21 protein-coding genes, 3 pseudogenes and 1 riboswitch are annotated in these 21635 nt (G+C 35.7%); of the genes and pseudogenes, 16 read left to right on the top strand and 8 right to left on the bottom strand.

Annotated elements, in window-relative coordinates:
• The first annotated feature begins 114 nt into the window (after positions 1-114).
• From ACFQZ1_RS25720 to ACFQZ1_RS25700, 5 genes are all read left to right on the top strand, one after another.
• Positions 115-747, top strand: coding sequence for a hypothetical protein (locus ACFQZ1_RS25720; RefSeq protein ID WP_377885029.1), 633 nt, complete (start codon positions 115-117; stop codon positions 745-747).
• A 264-nt stretch (positions 748-1011) separates the two neighbouring features.
• Positions 1012-2538 (top strand): spore germination protein, encoded by a 1527-nt coding sequence (locus ACFQZ1_RS25715; protein WP_377885028.1) that lies wholly within the window; start codon positions 1012-1014, stop codon positions 2536-2538.
• Complete coding sequence (locus ACFQZ1_RS25710) at positions 2535-3617, top strand: Ger(x)C family spore germination protein (RefSeq protein ID WP_377885027.1); 1083 nt, start codon at positions 2535-2537, stop codon at positions 3615-3617. The genes ACFQZ1_RS25715 and ACFQZ1_RS25710 overlap by 4 nt, the downstream gene beginning before the upstream one ends.
• A 13-nt stretch (positions 3618-3630) precedes the next feature.
• Positions 3631-4722: a GerAB/ArcD/ProY family transporter gene (locus ACFQZ1_RS25705; RefSeq protein WP_377885026.1), complete on the top strand. Its 1092-nt coding sequence runs from the start codon at positions 3631-3633 to the stop codon at positions 4720-4722.
• A 58-nt stretch (positions 4723-4780) separates the two neighbouring features.
• Positions 4781-5344: a PCYCGC motif-containing (lipo)protein gene (locus ACFQZ1_RS25700; RefSeq protein WP_377885025.1), complete on the top strand. Its 564-nt coding sequence runs from the start codon at positions 4781-4783 to the stop codon at positions 5342-5344.
• Between the two features lie 47 nt (positions 5345-5391).
• Here ACFQZ1_RS25700 and ACFQZ1_RS25695 read toward each other — a convergent pair whose 3' ends face one another.
• Positions 5392-5556, bottom strand: a complete 165-nt coding sequence (locus ACFQZ1_RS25695) for a hypothetical protein (RefSeq protein WP_377885024.1) — start codon at positions 5554-5556, stop codon at positions 5392-5394.
• Positions 5557-5844: 288 nt separating this feature from the next.
• Between ACFQZ1_RS25695 and ACFQZ1_RS25690 the strand changes: the two genes are divergently transcribed.
• The 6 genes and pseudogenes from ACFQZ1_RS25690 to ACFQZ1_RS25665 form a co-directional block, all read left to right on the top strand.
• Complete coding sequence (locus ACFQZ1_RS25690) at positions 5845-6102, top strand: YhdB family protein (protein ID WP_377885023.1); 258 nt, start codon at positions 5845-5847, stop codon at positions 6100-6102.
• A gap of 177 nt (positions 6103-6279) precedes the next feature.
• Positions 6280-7179, top strand: a complete 900-nt coding sequence (locus ACFQZ1_RS25685) for an LCP family protein (protein WP_377885022.1) — start codon at positions 6280-6282, stop codon at positions 7177-7179.
• Between the two features lie 166 nt (positions 7180-7345).
• Entirely contained in the window at positions 7346-7777 is a 432-nt protein-coding gene (locus ACFQZ1_RS25680; RefSeq protein ID WP_377885021.1) for a disulfide formation protein C, read from the top strand.
• Positions 7777-8193 carry a thioredoxin family protein gene (locus ACFQZ1_RS25675; RefSeq protein WP_377885020.1) on the top strand — a complete coding sequence of 139 codons (417 nt, stop codon included), beginning with the start codon at positions 7777-7779 and terminating at the stop codon, positions 8191-8193. Before ACFQZ1_RS25680 ends, ACFQZ1_RS25675 begins: the two co-directional genes overlap by 1 nt.
• Positions 8194-8267: 74 nt before the next feature.
• Positions 8268-8483 carry a DUF1540 domain-containing protein gene (locus ACFQZ1_RS25670; protein ID WP_377885019.1) on the top strand — a complete coding sequence of 72 codons (216 nt, stop codon included), beginning with the start codon at positions 8268-8270 and terminating at the stop codon, positions 8481-8483.
• A gap of 96 nt (positions 8484-8579) precedes the next feature.
• A pseudogene (locus ACFQZ1_RS25665) lies at positions 8580-8843 on the top strand (PfkB family carbohydrate kinase); the annotation flags it as partial.
• Positions 8844-8880: 37 nt separating this feature from the next.
• On the opposite strand, the pseudogene ACFQZ1_RS25660 reads toward ACFQZ1_RS25665, so the two are convergent.
• Positions 8881-10332, bottom strand: a pseudogene (locus ACFQZ1_RS25660) (RNA-guided endonuclease InsQ/TnpB family protein).
• A gap of 169 nt (positions 10333-10501) precedes the next feature.
• Here ACFQZ1_RS25660 and ACFQZ1_RS25655 point away from each other — a divergent pair.
• Positions 10502-10822: pseudogene (locus tag ACFQZ1_RS25655) on the top strand (PfkB family carbohydrate kinase); the annotation flags it as partial.
• Between the two features lie 10 nt (positions 10823-10832).
• Here ACFQZ1_RS25655 and ACFQZ1_RS25650 read toward each other — a convergent pair.
• The 3 genes from ACFQZ1_RS25650 to ACFQZ1_RS25640 form a co-directional block, all read right to left on the bottom strand.
• Positions 10833-11105 carry a hypothetical protein gene (locus tag ACFQZ1_RS25650; RefSeq protein ID WP_377885018.1) on the bottom strand — a complete coding sequence of 91 codons (273 nt, stop codon included), beginning with the start codon at positions 11103-11105 and terminating at the stop codon, positions 10833-10835.
• Between the two features lie 87 nt (positions 11106-11192).
• Positions 11193-11966 (bottom strand): L,D-transpeptidase, encoded by a 774-nt coding sequence (locus ACFQZ1_RS25645; protein ID WP_377885017.1) that lies wholly within the window; start codon positions 11964-11966, stop codon positions 11193-11195.
• Positions 11967-12358: 392 nt separating this feature from the next.
• On the bottom strand, positions 12359-13228 hold the full coding sequence (locus ACFQZ1_RS25640) for an SDR family oxidoreductase (RefSeq protein ID WP_377885016.1): 870 nt from the start codon (positions 13226-13228) through the stop codon (positions 12359-12361).
• Between the two features lie 232 nt (positions 13229-13460).
• On the opposite strand from ACFQZ1_RS25640, the gene ACFQZ1_RS25635 reads away from it, so the two are divergent.
• From ACFQZ1_RS25635 to ACFQZ1_RS25620, 4 genes are all read left to right on the top strand, one after another.
• On the top strand, positions 13461-14762 hold the full coding sequence (locus ACFQZ1_RS25635; RefSeq protein ID WP_377885015.1) for an NCS2 family permease: 1302 nt from the start codon (positions 13461-13463) through the stop codon (positions 14760-14762).
• Positions 14763-14851: 89 nt separating this feature from the next.
• A riboswitch (SAM riboswitch) is annotated at positions 14852-14957 on the top strand.
• Positions 14958-15047: 90 nt separating this feature from the next.
• The gene (locus ACFQZ1_RS25630; protein ID WP_377885014.1) at positions 15048-16160 is read left to right on the top strand and encodes a sugar ABC transporter substrate-binding protein; all 1113 of its coding nucleotides are present in this window, start codon (positions 15048-15050) and stop codon (positions 16158-16160) included.
• Positions 16157-17641, top strand: coding sequence for a sugar ABC transporter ATP-binding protein (locus tag ACFQZ1_RS25625; RefSeq protein ID WP_377885162.1), 1485 nt, complete (start codon positions 16157-16159; stop codon positions 17639-17641). The genes ACFQZ1_RS25630 and ACFQZ1_RS25625 overlap by 4 nt, the downstream gene beginning before the upstream one ends.
• On the top strand, positions 17625-18635 hold the full coding sequence (locus ACFQZ1_RS25620) for an ABC transporter permease (protein WP_377885013.1): 1011 nt from the start codon (positions 17625-17627) through the stop codon (positions 18633-18635). The genes ACFQZ1_RS25625 and ACFQZ1_RS25620 overlap by 17 nt, the downstream gene beginning before the upstream one ends.
• Before the next feature lie 38 nt (positions 18636-18673).
• Here ACFQZ1_RS25620 and ACFQZ1_RS25615 read toward each other — a convergent pair whose 3' ends face one another.
• The 3 genes from ACFQZ1_RS25615 to kdpC all read right to left on the bottom strand — a co-directional run bounded on the left by ACFQZ1_RS25615 (position 18674) and on the right by kdpC (position 21628).
• Complete coding sequence (locus ACFQZ1_RS25615) at positions 18674-19528, bottom strand: patatin-like phospholipase family protein (protein ID WP_377885012.1); 855 nt, start codon at positions 19526-19528, stop codon at positions 18674-18676.
• A 157-nt stretch (positions 19529-19685) separates the two neighbouring features.
• The gene (gene kdpDN, locus ACFQZ1_RS25610) at positions 19686-20831 is read right to left on the bottom strand and encodes a KdpD-like non-kinase potassium sensor (protein ID WP_377885011.1); all 1146 of its coding nucleotides are present in this window, start codon (positions 20829-20831) and stop codon (positions 19686-19688) included.
• A 215-nt stretch (positions 20832-21046) separates the two neighbouring features.
• Positions 21047-21628, bottom strand: a complete 582-nt coding sequence (gene kdpC / locus ACFQZ1_RS25605) for a K(+)-transporting ATPase subunit C (RefSeq protein ID WP_377885010.1) — start codon at positions 21626-21628, stop codon at positions 21047-21049.
• Positions 21629-21635 lie beyond the last annotated feature (7 nt).

The following is a 21635-nucleotide window of genomic DNA, read 5'->3' as shown; positions in this document are numbered from 1 at the left end:
TCTATTTCTCTTTTCTTTCTTACAAATAAAAACATAATTTGTTCATAGTTTTGTCATAATTTTTGGATAAGCTATATAACGCAAGCAGTTTACTACTTATAGGAGTGATAAAACATGAAGAAAAAGTTAGTAACAGGAATGTTAGCGTTATCATTATTATGCGGAGCAACATCGCTAACGGCATACGCTTCTACCGATACCTCGCAATCAGAACCAAAACAAGAAACGAAACAAGTAGCGAAACACCACAAATTCATTTCTGAAGAACAATACAAATCACTAATAGAAAAAGGATATAAAAAACATGAAATTTGGAAAGCGGCACGTATCGCAAAGCTAAGTGGAAAAGATATTAATGCTGTATTAGAGTACTATAAACAAAAGCATACATGGAAAGAAACTGCGCAGCACTTTGGCGTTGATCCAAAGAAACTTCATAAATTTCATAAACATCATATGAGCAAAGAAATGGAAGGAAAACTGTTACAAAAAGTAGCAGAGATGCAAAAATCTACTCCGGATCAAGTGAAACAAACAATGCGCGACTATGAAGTATCTTTATTCCATCTTGCTGTACTGAACATTATTTCACAAAAAAGCGGCACACCATTAAATGATGTATTAAAAATGAAAAAAGACGGTATGCATGTAAAACAAATTGCTGAAAAATTAAATGTCAAAAAAGAAGATATTAAAACAGAAATGAAAAAATTAAAAGCATCGCTGAAAATGGAAAAGGCAAAATAAATAAAAAGAAGGAAGAGGCAACTACATGCTTCTTCCTTCTTTTTATACAATCACAATTTAATGGTCATTCTCCTTATATGCCAAGTACATATCTTCGAAAGCTACCTTCTAGCTTTTAACAAGATGATGTTTCTTTTCCTCTACTATCAATGCGGAAACATATGGAATATCCCAACCTACTTTTCACATATTTCTCCGTATAATTCTACATTTATTTCTAAAAACTAACAAAGGTATTTTCTAAACCGGAAAGAGGTGAACCCTATGTTTCGTTTACCGTTCGGAAAAAAAGAAAAAAAACAACAAAAGAGTAACAAAAATAATTGTTCCATACCAGAATTTATTGAAACAATGAAGCAATCGATGGATTTTCTGCATTTTAGCATAACGGACGATGAGAATTTACGTATATTTTATATCAAATCCGTATCAGAAGAACTTGTACTAAAACGTTTTATTCTTTCTCCTATAAAAGAACAGCTAGCAAACATTGAAAAAATAGAAGATTTATCTAATATTGTTCCGATTGAAGAAATTATCTTATCTCCTTCTATAGAGGAAATTCGTGAAAAATTATTAGGTGGATTTATATTAATACAACTTCGAAATGTCTCACAAAAGGATGATTATGCTCTAATTCGTGCCGAAAGTACAGTTCCAGGCAGTCGTATATATAATGATACTGAAAATGAATATAGTGTGATTGGACCGAAAGTTGGATTTGTTGAAAGTCTCGATGTCAATCTTCATTTATTGAGAAAAAGCGTTGTAACAGAAAATCTTATCTTTAAAGAAGTTACAGTTGGATCTATATCAAAAACACAGCTCGTTGTTGGTTATATCGAAGGAATTACAAATGAACAACATGTCAACACTGTAGTGCAAAGATTGCAGGATACTGATTTTGATGTTTCATTTGACGCAACATTAGTTGAACAACTCATTAGTGATAATAGTAATTCATTCTTTCCGCTTCTGCTATCTACAGAGCGCCTAGATCGCGCTATATACGCATTAATATGTGGGCAAGTAATCATTGTAACAAATGGTTCTCCTTATATTTTGGCTGGCCCAACAAATTTATTTGATTTCTTTATTTCACCAGAAGATTATTATTTACCGTGGATTATTGGATCATTTTTTCGTTTTATTCGATTTTTCGGAGCTTTATTCTCTATTTTTTCTTCAGCGATTTATACAGCTGTTTTAACATATCATTATCAAATGATTCCAACAGATCTAGTAGGCCCTATTGTTTTCTCTAGAGCAAACGTACCTTTTCCGCCTGTATTAGAAGTTCTTTTTTTAGAAATCACGATTGAATTATTACGAGAAGCGGGAGCACGCTTACCGCCAAAGATTGGACAAACGCTTGGTATCGTCGGTGGCATTGTCATTGGGCAAGCAACAGTGGAGGCTGCTTTGACAAGTACAATTTTGCTCATTGCCGTTGCTCTATCAGCACTCGCTGCTTTTACAACCCCAACAATTAAAATGTCTAATACGATTCGTATCCTGCGATTTCCACTTATTATATTAGCTGGTATGATGGGTGGTCTCGGTTTAATAATTGGTTTTACTTTTATTTTGGCTCACTTAATTCATTTAAAATCGCTTGGTTCACCTTACTTATTACCGCTTTATCCATTTAGGGGGATTGATTCATCGGAAGCATTTGTCCGCTATCCATTCAGTATGTCAGCAAAGCGCCCTTCTTACCTCCGACCAAAATCGAACTGGCGCTTTAATCCAATGAAAGCAAAAACAAAACAGAATGGTGACAAAACATGAGAAACTTTTTCTTTCCATTCCTTATATGCTTACTATTTTTTCTTTCTAGTTGTGCACAATCACAAATTGTAGATGAAATGCGAATTGTTCATACTGTTGGATTTGATTTAACGAAAGATAACAAATTTAAAGGAACTATTATATACCCTGTTTACAATCTTGGAAAAAATAAAACCCCAAAAACTTTATCATCAGTCGGACGCTCAGGAGAAGTAATTGCAGCTAATTTAGCTGCAAAATCTCCTCACAAGCTAGTAGTAGGCCAAACACGAATGATTGTATTTGGATCAAATTTAAGTAAACAGGGAATTTCAAATATCATTGGAAATTTGCAACGCGATCCGAATATTGGACGAGATGTACAAATTGCATTTGTAGATGGCACAGCAGAACAATTACTAAAACATACGGTAAAAAACGGATCTCTATATTTATCAGAACTAATTGATCAAAATGTTGCAAACGAAAGTATACCGAAAACAAATTTACACGTTTTTCTATATAGTTATTTCTCATTTGGATGTGATCCTTTTCTTCCCTATATCCGAATAGACGGTGAAGATTCTGCTTCTCTTCAAGGCCTTGTATTTTTAAAAAAAGATAAAATTATGATGTATACGAATACTGAAGACTCATTTTTAATTAAATTAGTCATAAATCCAACTAAAAATGGACGATACGAAGTGAATATACAAAGAGGAAAAAATAAGGGTGTTGCTGTCATTCACAGCTTATCGGGAAATAGCACCTATCATATTACAGATAACAATTCTTCACCTAAAGTAGAAATTAAAGTGACACTAAATGGTTTAATTAAAGATTTCCCTAGCTGGATTAATTTAGAAAACCCTAAAAGTATTTCTTATATTGAAGCACAATTACAAGAAAATATTGAGAAGCATTTAACGGCACTCATCAATCAATTTCAAAATAAAAACATAGATCCACTTGGAATTCGTGATCAAATTAAAAGTCGCTCTAGAAAATGGAGTATAAAACAACTTTCAAACATGTATCCATCTATAGATGTTTCTGTAAAAGCAAAAGTCAACATTGTACAATCTGGAATTGGAGAATGAGGAGGAGAAAAAAATGAATCTACATAGCAAAGAATTTACGTTTTCTCCTTATTTTACGTTTTTTTTAATTCACTCTCTTCAAATAGGAGTAGGAATTTTAGGCTTTCAGCGTATTATTATTAAACATGCTGGCTATGATGCTTGGATTTCCATTATTATCATGGGAGTCATTACACATTTCGTTTTATTTTGCATGCTTAAAATGCTTGAAAAAGATAATGATTTAATTAACATTCATACTACATGCTTCGGAAAATGGCTAGGTAAAGTCTTTACAATATTCTTTATGATATATTACGGACTATCTTGTCTTACTATTTTTCGAACATATATTGAAGTTGTTCAAGTATGGGTATTTCCTACTATAAAATTATGGCAAGTTGGGCTTCTTATTTTATGCGTTGTGTACTACATTTTAAGCGGAGGATTTCGCTCTATAACAGGCATATGCTTTTGGGGCGTTATCTTACCTCTTTTAATACTTTCCTTTTTCGTTTTCCCACTTAAATACGCTCATTTCCGCAATATTTTACCTGTTTTCACTCACTCTTTTTCCGATATTATGCGATCGGCAAAGCAGGCTTCGTTAGAATTTCTAGGATTTGAAACATTGCTTATGTTTTATCCACTTATTGAAAAAGGAAAAAGCGTAAAGCGGTGGGCACATTTTAGTATTTTTTTTACAACCTTGCTATATGTGCTTGTAGCCTTGCTATCATTTGTCTATTTCAGCGAAGGCCTGCTGCAGCACACAGTATGGGGGACATTAACGATGTTCAAAATCATTAAAATCCCTTTTATTCAGCGATTTGAATACGTGATTATCTTCCTTTGGTTTCTCATCATTTTACCGAATCTTTGCTTAACAATATGGGCTTCTTGCCAAGCTGCACGCCGTTCTTTTCAATTACCATTTAAGGTTGCTTTTCCAATATTTATTGGAATCATTTATATTAGCTCCTTATTTTTTATGAACCGTGAATCCATCAACACATTAAATACTTATACTTCTAAAATGGGATTGTATTTAATATATGTTTATATACCTGTCCTTTTTGTTTGGCACTATTTTTGTTATCGGTTGAAAAATAACACTTCCTCATAGGAAACAACTGGGAAGTTTGTTACAATTTTAGTAAAATTAAAGTAAAGGAGAAATATTGATGAAAAAGCCGCTTTTATTATGCAGCATGACAGGAATACTTGCCTTTACAATGATAGGCTGCACGAATACTGAAGATAAACAGTCAGCAAAAGAAACAAGTTCTTCCACTTCATCACATGAACATAAACAACCAGCAAAAGAAACAAGTTCCTCCACTTCACCACATGAACATCACCAAGAACAAAGGGATATCGCCGAAACAACAAAAGGAATCGATACACTCCCTTCTTTTTTATCTGGACATGATGCGCAAATAAAACAAGTTTATGCTGTAGCAGCAAAACACGCTGAATTACTTCAATGGATTCCATGCTACTGCGGATGCGGTGAAAGTGTCGGGCATAAAAGCAATAAAGACTGTTTCATTCGTGAAATCAAAAAAAATGGTCAAGTTGTTTGGGATTCTCATGCAACAACTTGTGTAAATTGTCTACAGATTGCATTAGACGCGGCAAGATTACAAGACAAAGGGAAATCACCACTTGAAATTCGAAACTACATTGACAGCAAATATAAAGAAGGATATGCGAAACCAACACCTACCCCAATGCCAAAAGAATAAAGTGAAACTTTCACAGTAATCCTATACGCGAAGCAAGCTTTTATAGGTCATTTTGCTTCATGATGTATTAAAATATTTCCCATTTGAATGAAAGAAAAACGAGGGAGATAATCCCTCGTTTTTTCTTTAAAATCACTATCTATTTCGTAAGAATACCATCTCTGAAGTGAAGTTCCAACTGTATCATCTGCATCTTTTATACAAAATGTCATGTTTTTCGCACCCGATTTCATATTACCCAAAGCGACTATTTCTTGAAATACTGTTTTGGAAACCGTTAATATTAACATAATATCTTAATATATAATTACATATAGAAAGTTTAATATCCTGCAACTACGCCAAAAATACAAAAAATAGATGCTCATATTTTATTATTAAAGTGTACATTCATTAATTCCTCCTCTTTTTACCATAACATTCTGTTAACAAATTCTTTCAAGTGTATTTCTTCTTCTCTGTCACACACTATATATAACTCCTCACTAAGGAGGTACAAAATGCACACATACACCGACTACGATAAAGCTCTCTATTACACGTATTGCTGTAATTGGGAGAAGCTGCTTGTACTTATGGTACAAACAGAAGATGAGCTGTTTTCGAAACGAATTGAACACTTTCTACATGCTTATCAATACGGTAAAGATTTATCAGAAGTTGATCAAAAACTCCAACTTTTGTTTCAATATATTGATCATGCCACGCAAAAAACATATACAGAACAAGCAGAGCAAGCGGAACAAGTTCATATGTAAATAAAGTGAGACTTCCATCGGCGGGAGGCTTCATCCCCCACTGATGGAAAGCTCTCACCAATCAGGCTTTTACTACCATAAAACGCTATCCCTATGCACCGGGATAGCGTCTTTGTATATTTTTCCAGTCCACTGTTCATAATACATAATGAATATTAAGTAGACGGACGTGATCATGTGAAAAAGCACATTTACTTATTTTTACTTATTGCATTGTTTATGCTTGGCTGTCAAAAATCCGCAAAACAAAATAATCCTGAAAACTTCCAACCATTTCAAGGAGCTAAAAACGAGCAAGGAACAATTAACGTGCTACTTATCGGAAATGATTCACGCGGAGAAAAACAAGCTAGAGCTGATACAATCATGATTGCACAATACAATAAAAAAGAAAAAAGTGTAAAACTCGCTTCTATTATGCGGGATAGCTATGTAGAAATTCCTAACTATGATAAAAAATATAATAAAATCAATGCTTCCTACTATTATGGAGGTCCTGAATTATTACGAAAAACCATTCAACATAACTTCGGAATTGATGTTTCACATTACGTTACAATCGACTTTGCGGCATTTGAAAAAATTGTAGATACCGTCGCTCCAGAAGGAATTGCCGTGAATGTAACACAAGCAATCATCGATGACATGGGATTACAATTACAACCCGGATCCCAACGACTACATGGAAAAGAATTATTAAAATACGCACGTTTCCGTCATGATGCTGAAAGTGATTTTGGACGTGTACAACGCCAACAAGAAGTACTACAGGCTCTGCAAAAAACCTTTACTGAAAAAGTTCAATCCGTAGACGGTGTATTTCAATTACCCACGGTAATACAAGACCTTCTCCCTTATATCCATACTAGTATGGATACTCAAACATTATTTTCACTCGGCAGCAACGTTTTATTCCATCCTATTGAAAAGATGGAAACGATGCGAATTCCAGTGGCAAATGGATATGAAGAAAAAACATACGAGCATGCTGGGGCAGTATTACAGCTTCACCCACAAAAAAATAAAGAAGCCATTCAAAAATTTTTTATCGATTCAACGAAAGCTGTTAATCATTAATTTTGCTCGTTACAATCAAGTAAAAACAAGGTGTACATCACCTTGTTTTTTTATTTCCAAGTTTTCATCGCAAAAAACTTTTATTATGTTGAATGTTTTCTCTTTCTTTTCCACTCCTCCTCGTACTATAATTTTGTATGTAACTATTATAAGAGAGGTATAAAGAATGGATCGCGAAAAAAAACAAGAAACTTTGTTATTTACGGCTTGGGGAACTTCGTTTATCGCTACACTCGGAAGCTTATATTTTTCCGAAATTATGAAATTTGAACCATGTACATTATGTTGGTACCAACGTATTTTTATGTATCCATTTGTGTTACTACTTGGCATTGCAGTTGCACGCAAAGATTACCGCATTGCCACATATGCCTTACCAATTGCAAGCATCGGTGCCTGTATATCGCTATATCATTATGCCCTTCAAAAGATACCTGCTCTCTCAGCAGCTGGAGCAGTATGTGGGCGAGTTCCTTGTACAGGAGAGTATATTAATTGGTTTGGCTTTATCACAATTCCATTTCTAGCACTAACTGCTTTTGTAATTATCTCTATTTGCAGTTTCCTTTTACTAAAAACAAATAAGGAGATGAAATAATGAAAAAAATGTTTCTTTTTGGCGGCATTGTCGTCGCTTTATTAATCGCTATTTTTGCAGTAACAAATGCTGAACAAAAACAAGAAAATGCAACAGACTACTATACGAATAAAATTTCTTTAGAAGATCTCCGAAAAAATGTAACAGAAAAGAAAGATCAAACAATTTACTTCTATCAAACAGATTGTCCACATTGTAAAAGAGTATCGCCAATTGTCATTCCAATGGCAAAAGATATGAACATTGATATGAAAGTTATCGACTTAGAAAATGAACCAAACGCTGTGTGGGATGAATTTAAAATTACAGGTACACCAACGATTATTCGCTTTAAAGAAGGAAAAGAAGTAAGCCGCATTGAGGGAGAAGAGTCAAAAGACAAGTTCAAAGAATGGTTTACAGCAAACAAGAAGTAACAAGAAAAGGAAACTTCCTTTATACATGAAGTGGGTACAAAAATCTCACACTACTTGTATAAGGAGGGGATCCTATGCCAGAAGTACGATGTTCTGTCTCCAACTGCTCATTTTGGGGACAAGGTAACTTTTGTCAAGCAAATACCATCCTCGTTCAACCTGACTCTCAAGAATCTATACAATCAGCGGACGAGTCATTTACAAATACAATATTATCTGGACAAGCGATAGAAAGCTCGGCAACAACGAGTGTAGAAACATGTTGCCATACCTTTCAACCAAGATACTAAACAACTGCCCATCTCACACTGCATGAGATGGGCTTTCTTTTTTCTCTTTTTCCTTCCATACTATATATAAAAGAAAATCAGTTAGGAGCAAATGAGATGAAACAAGTTTTCTGTATTGGGGAATTATTAATTGATTTTGTTTGTCGTGATTCAAACGTATCATTAATAAATGGAATTAGATTCGAAAAGAAAGCGGGCGGAGCGCCTGCAAATGTCGCTGCAGCCATTACAAAGTTAGGTGGAAAAGCTGCTTTTATGGGATAAGTCGGAAATGATCCATTTGGAGAATTTCTAGAAAAAACTTTACGAGATGCAGATGTGGATACATCTATGCTTATGAAAACTCCCGCCACTTATCTCCTTCGGATCTTGAAGTGGGGGTTTCTCGTGTATCACTTCAAGAGATTCTTAACACGAGTGGAGTTGACACAGCTGCCTGATGGCACAACCCCTCTATTCCATCGGCAAACGCCTTTGGAACTGCTTTTTTTAAGATGTTATAGGAACCATTCACATCTGCGTTTAGTAATTTGTTCTCTTTCGTACGATACAAGCCACGTGTGATCCGTTTTCCACTGAACTCAGGAATATCTTCCTCACCGTAAGTTGGGATTGCATCATTGTTTAGAAAGGATGCTTTACTTGTATACGATTCTTCTACAACTCGTACAAGAATACCTTTTCATTTTGCCTTATAGGTGATCATTTCAATGAGTAGATTATGCGGGATATGGCAGAACGATTGATTCTGTTGTTTTCCCATATCACTGCTTTGTTTCCATGATGTATTTTTCCCAATCACAATCATAGAGAGTTCTTGTTGAACCGCCATCTGAACAATGTGGTAACTCATTTTGTGGAAGATATCTTTTATTTTGAGAAACCGTTTTTCATGAAGCCTTTCTAAACGCTTTGATGTATGTGGTCCTTCTTTTGGTTCTTTTCCATGACGAAGAATACCCAGTAAATAAGCCTTTTGCTTGTTGTAATATTGATTGATGCTTTTGATGACATTGCCCTTTACTAACACAGGAGTGGCCCCTGTATTCGTTATGATAGTTGCAATGTTATTGATCCCTAAATCAATACTCATGTAGCGATGGTTGTCTACATGCTTAGGTGCTGGCTCAGATTGTTCAGTCACAATTTCCACCTTAAACTTCCCATAAGCAGGAGAAACACGTACCTCTTTGAGACTACCAATCCGCCCAAACAATTTACCAATATTTAATTTTATGCTTGTTTTCGGAAAACGAATGTACTTCTCTTGGAGTTTACATACTTGATTCGTGAATACAATTTCTTTCATAGATGATTTGATATATTTTGGAATGCGAGGTCTGCCCGTAAAAGTGGAAGGATGTTTCTGATATGCTTTCATAGAAGCGAAGAATGATTTCCAATTTTGATACAACTTCTTCATAACTGCTTGATTGGTTTGCGCTGGCAAATTCATATAATCTTGTTGCTTCATTGTTTTAAACAAACAATCTAAAAAGTTATACGATAGAAACGATTTCTCTTTTGTCGGGAATGTAAACAAGTTACATTTTACATCTTTCTGTTCTTTCACAAGTTTTTCTTTTTGTTTTTGCACGCGTTTTTGATACGCATACAGTTGATTTTCATTCATGATTTCAATATGTGCTTGCAATGTACGAAGAACTTCTTGTTGAAGCGGCTGTAATGGCTTTTCATTACGTAAGGCCGTATAAACTTGGCGAATATAGAAGTTTGTTGTATTGTAGAGATTTTTTGCATTTTGACACATTTCCATGAAGTATACGTACAATTTATGACCTTTCTTGATCCAAATTTGATAGGTTGCATATTCTTTTTCTTTTGTCATCATGTTCACCTCCTTCTTTTCTTCATGATACTACAAAACAGCTGAAAAGAACATACGTTCGTAATATAACGAAAATATTTTTACAAATGCGATGACAATTCATCTCTACCTTAAACTGGGCTATGCCCTACTCGTTTTGAAGATGGAGTTTTCTTGCCAATTTTCCGATAAAGCTGCTGAAGTATTATTATCATACGGAGCAAAAGCTATTGCCATTACACTTGGAGAACGAGGTACACTTCTTACAACAAATGAGACTCAAACTATTATTCCATCCATTAAGGTACAACAAGTCGATACAACTGGTGCCGGTGATACTTTTGTCGGTGCAATGCTGTATCAATTCGCAAAAGAAGAACGCGTTCATATAGATTTTACAAAATTACAACAATATATATCATTTGCAAACAAAGTTGGTGCACTTACTTGCACAAATTACGGAGCAATTTCTTCACTCCCAACACTTGAAGATATAAAAGCGTATTACTAATCGTACGCTTTTATATCAAAATAACCCCCTGTTTCCAGGTAGCATGCATCATTGAAATATATACAATAACAATAAAAACCGTACCAAATAATGTAATCCATCGATATAGACTATCTTCACATTCTCTTGCCTCAACAAATGCCCATACAAATCCCATTAACAATAATAAGTCTATATATGGAATGTATATAGAAAAAATAAATGAAACATACAAATATATAACAAATAAACAAAGTGTAATTAAAAAAATTTTAAACGCAAATTGACTGTCTCCATTTTGCATAGCCTATCCCCCCTCAGCTTTACAATATTATATTCAGAGGGGAATTTTGTTGCGTAAAAAAAGGATACCCTGCCCCAGCGGTACCCTTTACTCCACTTCATATTTTCGTTTGTATATATTACTCAGTACAGAGTATGGAATTTGTTCATATCTTACCGTTGTCTCTTTTTCATCCATAATATATAAATTATTCCCTACATAATAAAGCCCGTTCTTTCCTTGCGAATATACAGGATATACTTCATTCGGTAGTACAGTTTTAATTTCAGTAAATTGCCCGTTCGGCTCCTGCCAATATATTTTTGTTTGGTCTATCGTCGTAATCTTACCAATTTGCTCTTCCTCTAAAGCATGCCCATTCCAGCTAACAACTCGGTATCCAAATTGATGTGCTGCATATTCAGGAGATGTATGAAAATGAGCAATAATTACCTTCGTTTGTAATGGAGTGCGTTCATACAACCATTCAATATCACGATTATACATGCGAATACATCCATTTGACTTGCGGCTGCCAATCGACCATTCACGATTTGTCCCATGAATCCCATATTGATTTTTATTTATGCCCATCCACCTAGTGCCGAGTGGATTATTTGGTGAACCACCCGGAATATTTTTTCTATGATATGCTTTATTTTTATATTTATTAATAACGCAAAATGTTCCTTCTGGTGTAGGGGTGTTCATACTTCCTGTTGTGACAGGAAAAGTTCGCACATAATTTCCGTCTTCGAAAAAAGATAATTGGTTTGTTGCTAGATTTATTAGTAATAAATGATCTCTCTCCGCAGCAAAAGTAATTGGTACGCATAAAAAAAAGAAAAGAAATAAAAATGTAAGGGAACATGCCTTTTTCATCAATGTCACCTCCACATTCCCCTCAAAATCTCACCATAAAACACTATGGTTCATTTAGTTTTTACTATAAATTCAATTCTTATGAACAGTACTACAAAATAGCTGTTCCTCATTTCATTAATGAGAGCTAACCTTAAAGGCGCGTAGATGCCTTAAAGAGTTAGTCTTTTTTTACGTGTCCTCAAAGATATCGGCGGTTCGACAGAATATAAAGTGAAACTTCCAGCAGTGGCGCTTTTCTCACTGATGGAAAGCTCTCACCAATCGGGCGTTTACGGGCAGTTTTCTTCCTTGTTCTTCTCCATTCTTTACTGCTCGGAAATAGCAAGATAAAGACCTTTCGATCATGTTCGGCATGCGAGTAGTCGGGGTGCTAGCTAGTCCTATGCCATCTAACCGTTTATAATAACACCGCCATTAACATGAAGCATTTGTCCAGAAACATAAGTAGAATCATCAGAAGCTAAATATACATATGCCGGTGCTAACTCAGATGGTTGTCCCGGCCGTTTCATTGGTACATTGCTTCCAAATTCCGATACTTTTTTCTTATCAAAACTTGACGGGATTAGTGGTGTCCAAATTGGACCTGGTGCAACTCCGTTAACACGAATACCTTTTGGAGCCAGCGATTTTGCCAATGAACGTGTAAAGGAGACAATCGCACCTTTTGTTGCTGAATAATCAATGAGCTGCTCATTTCCTTCGTATGCCGTAATGGAAGCAGTATTCACAATTACATCACCTTGTTTTAAATGAGCAAGTGCAGCTTTTGTTATATAAAAATACGAGAAGATATTAACTCGAAATGTCTTTTCCAGCTGCTCTGCTGTAATTTGCTCTAAACCTTGCTGTGGATATTGCTGAGCAACATTATTCACAACAATATTTAAACCTCCCAATTGTTTTGCAGCCTCCGCTACAACTTGCTGACAATGCTGTTCATCACTTACATCTCCCGGAAATAAAAAACATTGTGCACCTTGCCCTTCTACCCAACGCTTCGTTTCTTCTGCATCTTCATGTTCATCTAAATAAGCAATTGCTATATTCGCACCTTCTTTTGCAAAAGCGATAGCTACTGCTCGGCCAATTCCGCTATCTCCCCCTGTAATAAGTGCATATTTCCCTTGCAACTTCCCGCTCCCTTTATACTTCTCATCTATACATTTTGGGCGTGGATTCATGATTTTCTCAATTCCCGGCTGCCTCTCTTGATGTTGCGGGGGCAATGTTTTCTTTGGTTGTTCTTGTTGTGTCATACAGAAAAACCTCCTTATCATATCTCTTTCTTATGATGTGCCAAATCAAAAAATATACTTATTCTTACAAAAGCGAAATATATGTACAAAAAAGACGTTTAATATTCGAAATTTCAACATAAAATACAGAGAAATATGAAGTTTTTTATGTAAACCTCTTGCAAAAAAACAAAATAACGAATATTATATATAACTGTTGTGAAAATTATTCGTGAAAAGAAAGGATGTTTTTATGTTTAACCTTTCAAAACATCAAACTTCTATTAAAACTGAAATTATGGCTGGTATTATTACCTTCTTAACAATGGCATATATTATTGTCGTAAACCCAGTCATCCTTGGTGATGCAGGCGTTCCATTTGAACAAGCATTTACAGCGACAATCATTGCTGCTGTTGTCGGAACATTATTTATGGCATTCTTTGCAAATTTACCAATTGCACTTGCACCAGGAATGGGATTAAATGCTTATTTTGCTTACTCTGTTGTAAAAACTCATGAAGGTATGACATATGCAATTGCTTTCTCTGCTGTATTCGTAGCAGGTATAATTTTAATTTTGCTATCATTAACTTCTTTCCGTACAAAATTAATGGAAGCTATTCCTGAAAACTTAAAACATGCAATTACAGCTGGTATCGGTTTATTTATCGCATTTATCGGCTTACGTCTGACAGGCATCGTTGCGAAACATCCCTCAAATTTAGTTGGGCTTGGAGATCTTCACTCTCCGCCTGTTTTACTTGCATTGGCTGGACTTGGTATTACATTAGTACTTATGTCTTTAAACATAAATGGGGCATTATTTATCGGTATGTTATTAACAGGAATTATCGCATATTTTACTGGACAATTAACATTTTCAAACGGAATTACATCTCTGCCAGGTTTACCTGAAGGCGTGATTGTTTCCAATCCAATTACAGCATTTTCTGACGTTATTAACTATGGATTATACGGTGTTGTCTTCTCGCTCCTCCTTGTAACATTATTCGATACAACAGGTACATTACTTGGAGTTGCACAGCAAGGCGGGTTTATGAAAGATGGTAAACTTCCAAAATCCGGTCGTGCCCTTCTTTCAGATTCTATCTCAGCAACGATTGGCTCAATGTTCGGTACAACACCAACGACTGCTTATATCGAATCTTCTGCTGGTGTTGCTGCCGGTGGTCGTACAGGTTTAACAACACTAACTGTTGCGATATTATTTGCAGTAGCTGCATTCTTCGGCCCGCTTGTCGGCGCAGTATCTGGTGTTGCCGCAATTACAGCTCCATCATTAATTATTGTTGGTAGTTTAATGATGGGCGCAGTTCGTCATATTGATTGGGATGCATTTGATGAAGCTTTCCCAGCATTTTTAGTTATTTTAACCATGCCGCTTACATCAAGCATTGCAACAGGTATTGCGCTCGGCTTCATTTCATACCCGCTTATGAAAATGGCAAAAGGGCAATTCCGTGCAGTTCATCCGCTTTTATACGTATTCGGTATTTTATTCGCTTATCAGTTAGTATTCATACCACATTAAGCTTCCTCTTTATGAGGAAGTTTTTTTATAAAAAATGTTTGACACCTATATAGAAATGTGGAATAATTCGAACTAGTTAAATATTTGATGTCTTATCAAGAGCAGGTGGAGGGATGAGCCCTATGAAACCCGGCAACCGACCCATAATGGGCACGGTGCTAATTCTTACAACACATATGTGTTGAGAGATAAGAGAACGATGATAAGGCGTCTTTTCGATGAAAAGACGTTTTTTTATTTCCTCTCCCTCCCCGCTCTTGTATGTAAATCGGGGAGGGATTTTTCATGAAGAAATTATGTTCAATCTTATTAATTATTCTGCTATTCACATTAACAGCCTGTAAAAGTGAACAAGATGCTGTTTCTTCTCAAACTCAACAAACAGCTACAAAAGAAACAACTTCAAAACAAGAGAATTCACAAACGGAAATTCCAAAAAAAGTACAAAAACCTTTAAAAGTTGCTTTAATTATGCAAATGTCTATTGGCACTTTCTCTTCTCAATATATTGAAGGAGTAAAAAAACAAATTGAACAATTCGGCGGAAGCGTTCAAGTGTACAACTCCGATAACGATTTAGCAAAGATGGCTGCCAATTTAGATGCTGCTATTAACGCAAAAGTAGATGGAATTTTAATTGATCACGGGCGCTCTGAAGCATTAAAACAAGGTGTAGAAAAAGCATTACAAGCAAACATCCCCGTCGTAGCATTCGATAACGATTTACGTTTACCTGGTGTTACTGTTATTGATCAAGATGACTATAGCCTCGCATGGAAATCATTAAAAACATTAGCTGAAGATTTAAATGGAAAAGGAAACATTGCCGTTGTATGGGTTGGCGGATTTGCCCCTATGGAACACCGCAGCGTCATTATCGATGCCTTTTACAAACGTTACCCAAACATAAAAGAAGTAGCTCGCTTTGGTACAGCTAGTAACAATACCGCTCTAGATACGCAAGCACAAGTAGAAGCATTGCTGAAAAAATATCCAAAAAAAGGAGAATTAGATGCTATTTTTGCCGCTTGGGATGAATTTGCAAAAGGTGCAGTAAAAGCACTAGAACAAGCGGGCCGAACAGATATAAAAGTATACGGTATTGATTTAAGCAACGAAGATTTACAACTAATGCAAAAGCCAGCTTCTCCATGGGTCGCAACAGCTGCCACAGATCCAGCTGAAGTAGGAAAAGTACAAGTACGCTTCTTATACCAAAAGATTGCAGGAGAACATACGCCAGATATTTATTCATTAGAACCACATCTTGTAAAGAAAACGAATTTACCTACAGAAAGTGTAGCAATGGAACAGTTATCAAAATACATAAATGGCTGGGGCAACTCAAAAGATGCTTACTCACCTTGGATGAATAAATTAGAAAAGGAGAAAAAATAATGACATTTTCACTCCAAAACATTGCACATCATTATACAGATGTTCCGGTATTACAAGATGTTTCTATGACGATTAAAAAAGGACAAATACACGCGTTACTAGGAATGAATGGAGCAGGAAAAAGTACTTTATTAAAAATTGCAACCGGAGAAATCACTCCGGTTGCTGGAAAACTTCTCATCGATGAGAAAGTAGTCTCTTTTTCTTCACCACGAGACGCAAAAAAACATGGCATTGCTTTCGTAACACAAGAAGTTGATCACGGATTGGTTCCAAATTTGTCTGTACTAGAAAATGTACTCCTTGATTATTTAGCAATGCAAAACAAAACATTTTTTTCAAAATCAAAACTCGTACAGCTTGCAGAACATTATTTGCATGCTGTACATATTGATCTGAATGTATGGAAAGACATTTCAAATTGTTCTTTACACGAAAAACAATTGCTTCTCATTGCTCGTGCCCTATCAAATAAGGCAGCTTTTCTCTTATTAGATGAACCTACTTCTTCACTTGGTCCAAAAGAAGCAGCAAACTTCGGTAATTTATTACAACAATTAAAGGCACAAGGAATTGGAATTGTTTTAATTTCTCATCGCATTTCAGAAATTCGGCAATATGCAGATGTTGTAACTGTATTACGAGACGGAAAAGTCGCACTATCTGAAGCCACTTCTGCAATTACCGACCAACAAATTGTTGAAGCGATGACAGGAAAACAAATGACAATGCATGCAAATACACAAAGCAAATTAGAAACACCATATATATTTCAAGCAGACAATCTTTATGTATATCGGAATCGTCCTCCTCTTTCCCTTCACATTCGCAAGGGGGAAACAGTTGTTATATATGGGTTAATAGGCAGCGGGAAAACGACTCTTGCAGAAACATTATTTGGTGCTCGCCACTCTTATGTAGCAGAAATTAATAAACAAAACATAAAAATTAAAACTCCGCGTGATGCCATTCAAGCAAAGATTGCGCTCGTACCCGAAGAACGAAGAAAACAAGGGTTATTTTTATCGGAAAGCATTACAGATCATTTAAATTTACATCAATCCGGCTGGAAACAATTACGTTCAGAAAGAGCTCATACAGAAGCAGCCATTTCTTCATTTCGTATTTCGCCAAACGATCCAAATGCATTTGTGCATTCACTTAGCGGGGGCAATCAACAAAAAGTTTCTATAGCAAAATGGATCGGATTTACACCAAACATATTTCTTTTTGATGAACCAACAAAAGGAGTAGACGTCGCTGCAAAACAAGATATCTTTCGATTTATTAAACAAATCACAGCAGCTGGTAGCTCGATTATATATTTCACTGGAGAACAAGATGAAGCATTACAAATCGCAGATCGCATTCTTGTATTAGCAAACGGAGAATTTATAGGAGAATATCGTCCACATGAACTATCTCCAGAACAACTTTTACATCTATCTGAAGGGAGCCATTCCATTGAATCTAGTTCATGAAACAAAATCAAAAAAGCAACTTATATCTACTAATCTTTTCTATCAATTTAGTACAATTGCTATTATTATAGGTGTTACTATTTTCTTTTCAATTGTAAATGATTCTTTCTTAACTTATAAAAATATTAGTGATATTTTACGCTCTGTTTCTATTGTTACATTACTTGCCATCGGAGTTACATTTACATTAATTGTTGACGGTTTCGATTTATCAGTTGGATCAACAGCTAGCTTAGCCACAATTGCTTCTGCAGCATGTCTTGTTTTATACAGACAGGAATTGTTACTTACACTACTAATCCCCATTTGCTGTGGGGTATTAGTTGGATTACTAAATGCATTACTCATTATCCGTATTAAACTACCTGATTTACTTGCTACATTAAGTGTGATGTACATTGTTAACGGAATTCACCTAACATTTTCAAAAGGCTCTTCTATTTATGAAGGAATGCCTAGCACGAACGGAACTGCTTCCGGACATTTTATTCCTTCTTTTTTATTTATTGGCCAAGGTTCTATCGCAAGTGTCCCGGTTCCTGTAATAATTATGCTTATCACTGTACTAGCTTCATATTTATTTTTAGAAAAAACAACGTATGGACGCTTCTTTTATATGACAGGCGGAAACCGTGAAGCTGCTCGATTAGCCGGGATTCCTACAGATCGTTACCGTTTATACGCCTATATGATCAGTGGGCTTCTCGCTTCTATTGGCGGCATCGTTCTTAGCAGCCGTATTGGGACTGGTCAAGTATCAGCTGGTGCACCGCTATTAATGGATGCTGTCGCTGCCGCTTATATTGGCTATGCAATGTTCGGTGCAAAAAAACCGAACGTAATTGGAACTTTTCTTGGCTCTATTCTAATTGGTATTATTTTAAATGGTTTAACAATGATGAATGTTCCTTATTATGCTCAAGATATTGTAAAAGGAAGTATCCTCGTTGCTGCTCTTGCTTTTTCATTTACTAAAAAGAAGATTTCTCGCTAAAACAAAGGGTGACTCCTATAAAATTGAGTCACCCTTTGTTATTTAGCAAGAAATTGCATTAAATCTTCATACGTTTTCTCAGCATCTTGAAATCCTTGCTCGTACAAGCGCTGTAATTTTTCTGGATTCTTCTCCATACGATCCACTTCTAATTGTTCTGTCGGACGAATAACGAATATATTCCCAGCTGCTTCTTCTTTTTCAATATAATGAAGTGTCTCATTATATATTTCGTAACGAGCTAGCATTGTGTTTACTAAATTAGGATATCTTTTATACGCTTTAGTTGCAATCCAGCCAAATTTTGATTTTTTCTTCGCATAACCTTTATTTCTTGTTAAAACAACAACTGACTTTTGATAACCATCTACCTGTGCCTTCCGAACAGGAATTGGATCTGAAATTCCGCCATCCAATAGCTTTTTCCCGCCAAATTCTACAACAGGTGCTACAAATGGCAATGAACTTGATGCCTGTAATAATGTTAATGCTTCTTTCTGAGTACGTCCTTTTTCAAAATAAACAGGCTGTCCAGTTTCACAATCCGTCGCTCCTACAAGCAAACGCTGTTCCGTATTAAAATAGGTTTCAAAATCAAATGGAACATGCTGCATTGGGATTTCACGAAAAATAAAGTCCATATCAAACAGCTGACGCTTTCTCCACAAGTTTTTATACGATAAATATCTTGGATGCGTCACATATTCAATGTTCACTGTTTTATTTCTTTCTTTTTGTCTTGAAAGATACGACGCTGCATTACATGCACCTGCCGATACACCAACCACATATGGAAAATATAAATCGTTTTCCATAAAGTACTCCAATACACCCGCTGTATATACACCACGCATACCGCCACCTTCTAATACTAAACCCGTATTTTCAAGCATCGCTCTCTCTCCTCGTTCTATATATGCTTATTAACTATTCACATTGTTAAATATCTCTTTCTATTATATATAAAATTTTTAAGAAACCATATTCAGACGACTTACAGAATAGAAAAAATCGTATTCATATACATGAATACGATTTTTTTGGCATACTCTATCCCCGCTGATCTGCCACAATATGAATATCAATATTCGTCGTCTGTCTCATAATCTCATTTACAATCGAACCTTTTCGAATTTCTTCCCATCTTGTTCTTGCCGATTGACCGAGCAAAATTTGCGTTACCTGTAATTGTTTTGCAACTTGAATAATCGTATCAGCAGGCTTATTTCCTTTGGCCTCTTCTAATAAAAATGTAGCATCAAACTGGCTCGTTAAAGCCTTCCATTCGGCAATAACCTGTTTCTTTGCTTCTGATAAAGATTCAATATTTTCTCTTTCTACATTTAATACATATAACTCCGCATTTAAACGGTTTGCCATACGCCAGCCTCTACGAATGAGCTTTTCTGCTGTGGAACTATATTGGACGCAAACGAGAATTTTTTCTTTCACTCCAATTGGTTCTTCAGCAAATTGACTAATTTTCTCATCCATATCATCTGCAACTTCTCGAAGTGACAGCTCACGGAGCGCACCTAAATTATTAAGGGTAAAAAAATGATTTAAGCTGCGTTGAATTTTTTCTTCCTTATATATCTTTCCATCCATCAATCGTTTTCTAAGTACTTCCGGTGTTACATCTACAAGCTGAATTTCATTTGCCTTTTGTAATATAAAATCAGGAATGCGCTCCCTTACTTTCACTCCTGTAATTTGTTCTACAATATCATGAACGCTTTCCAAATGCTGAATATTAAATGCAGATAGAACATCAATACCAGCATCCAATAATTCTTCCACATCCATATAACGTTTTTTATGTTTAGAGCCTGGAATATTCGTATGAGCCAATTCATCGACAATGACAACTTGCGGTGCCCGTTTTATAATTGCTTCAACATTAAGCTCTTGAAATACCTTTCCTTTATAATGAATTTCTTTTAAAGGAACAGCTTCTAAATCAGCAATAGCATCGTCTGTTTCTTTTCGTCCATGAGTTTCAATTAAACCAATAACAACATCAATGCCTTCTTTTCGCATCTCTCTCGCATCAAAAAGCATTTTATAACTTTTTCCCACTCCGGGAGCTGCTCCGACATACAGCTTTAATTTCCCTCGATTCAGTTGCCGAATATATTCTAAATATTCTTCTGGTGTACGCCTTTGGAACGTTGGCTTATAGTCATCTGCATACATCACAAATTCCCCCTACCCCTACCAAATAATGCTACCCCAATCCCTTAGATTGAGGTAGCATTGTTACTATCCCGCATTAACGGGCAGTAAGATCCCCCACCTTAGATTCAGAGAAAAGCGAAGAAGATAGGTGGGGAATAACTGCCCGTAAAAGCCCGATTGGTTCAACTAACCATCAGTGTGGGATAAAGCCCCCCACTAATGGAAGTTTCACTTTATCTCATCATTTTTTGTAATTCTAGATTTAGCTTTAATACATTGACACGATCTTCACCAAATAGTCCGAGTGCTTTTCCTTCTGTTTGAGATTCAATAAGCTTATTAATTCTCTCTTTCGGAATATTCGTTATTTTAGAGATGCGATCTACTTGTGCGTAAGCTGCTTGTGGACTAATATCAGGATCTAATCCTGAACCGGAATTCGTTACTAAATCCATCGGAACCTCTGAAACAGGAACTGTTGGATTTTCCTTCTTCCAATTTTCTACACTCTCTTCTACACGTTTTAATAAATCTGGATTAGATGGTGCATAGTTATTAGATCCGGATGCTTCTGCTTTATATTCTATACTAGACACACGTCCATGAAAATAACGTGGATCTGTAAAATTTTGACCAATTAATTTTGAACCAATCACTTCATTTTTTTCATTATATATGAGACTTCCGTTCGCATTATCTTTCATAACCGCTTGTGCAATTCCTGTGACAAGTAATGGATATACAAGCCCGCACACAATAAGAAACGTAAAGGTTATACGAATGACAGGTGAAAGTATCTTTTGTTTTTCCAACATTTTCATT

The organism is Bacillus sp. CGMCC 1.60114, from assembly GCF_042676365.1.
GTDB classification, from domain to species: Bacteria; Bacillota; Bacilli; order Bacillales; family Bacillaceae_G; genus Bacillus_A; species Bacillus_A rhizoplanae_A.
The sequence above is the reverse complement of the archived record's forward strand: the minus strand, read 5'-3'. Positions and strand labels throughout refer to the sequence as shown.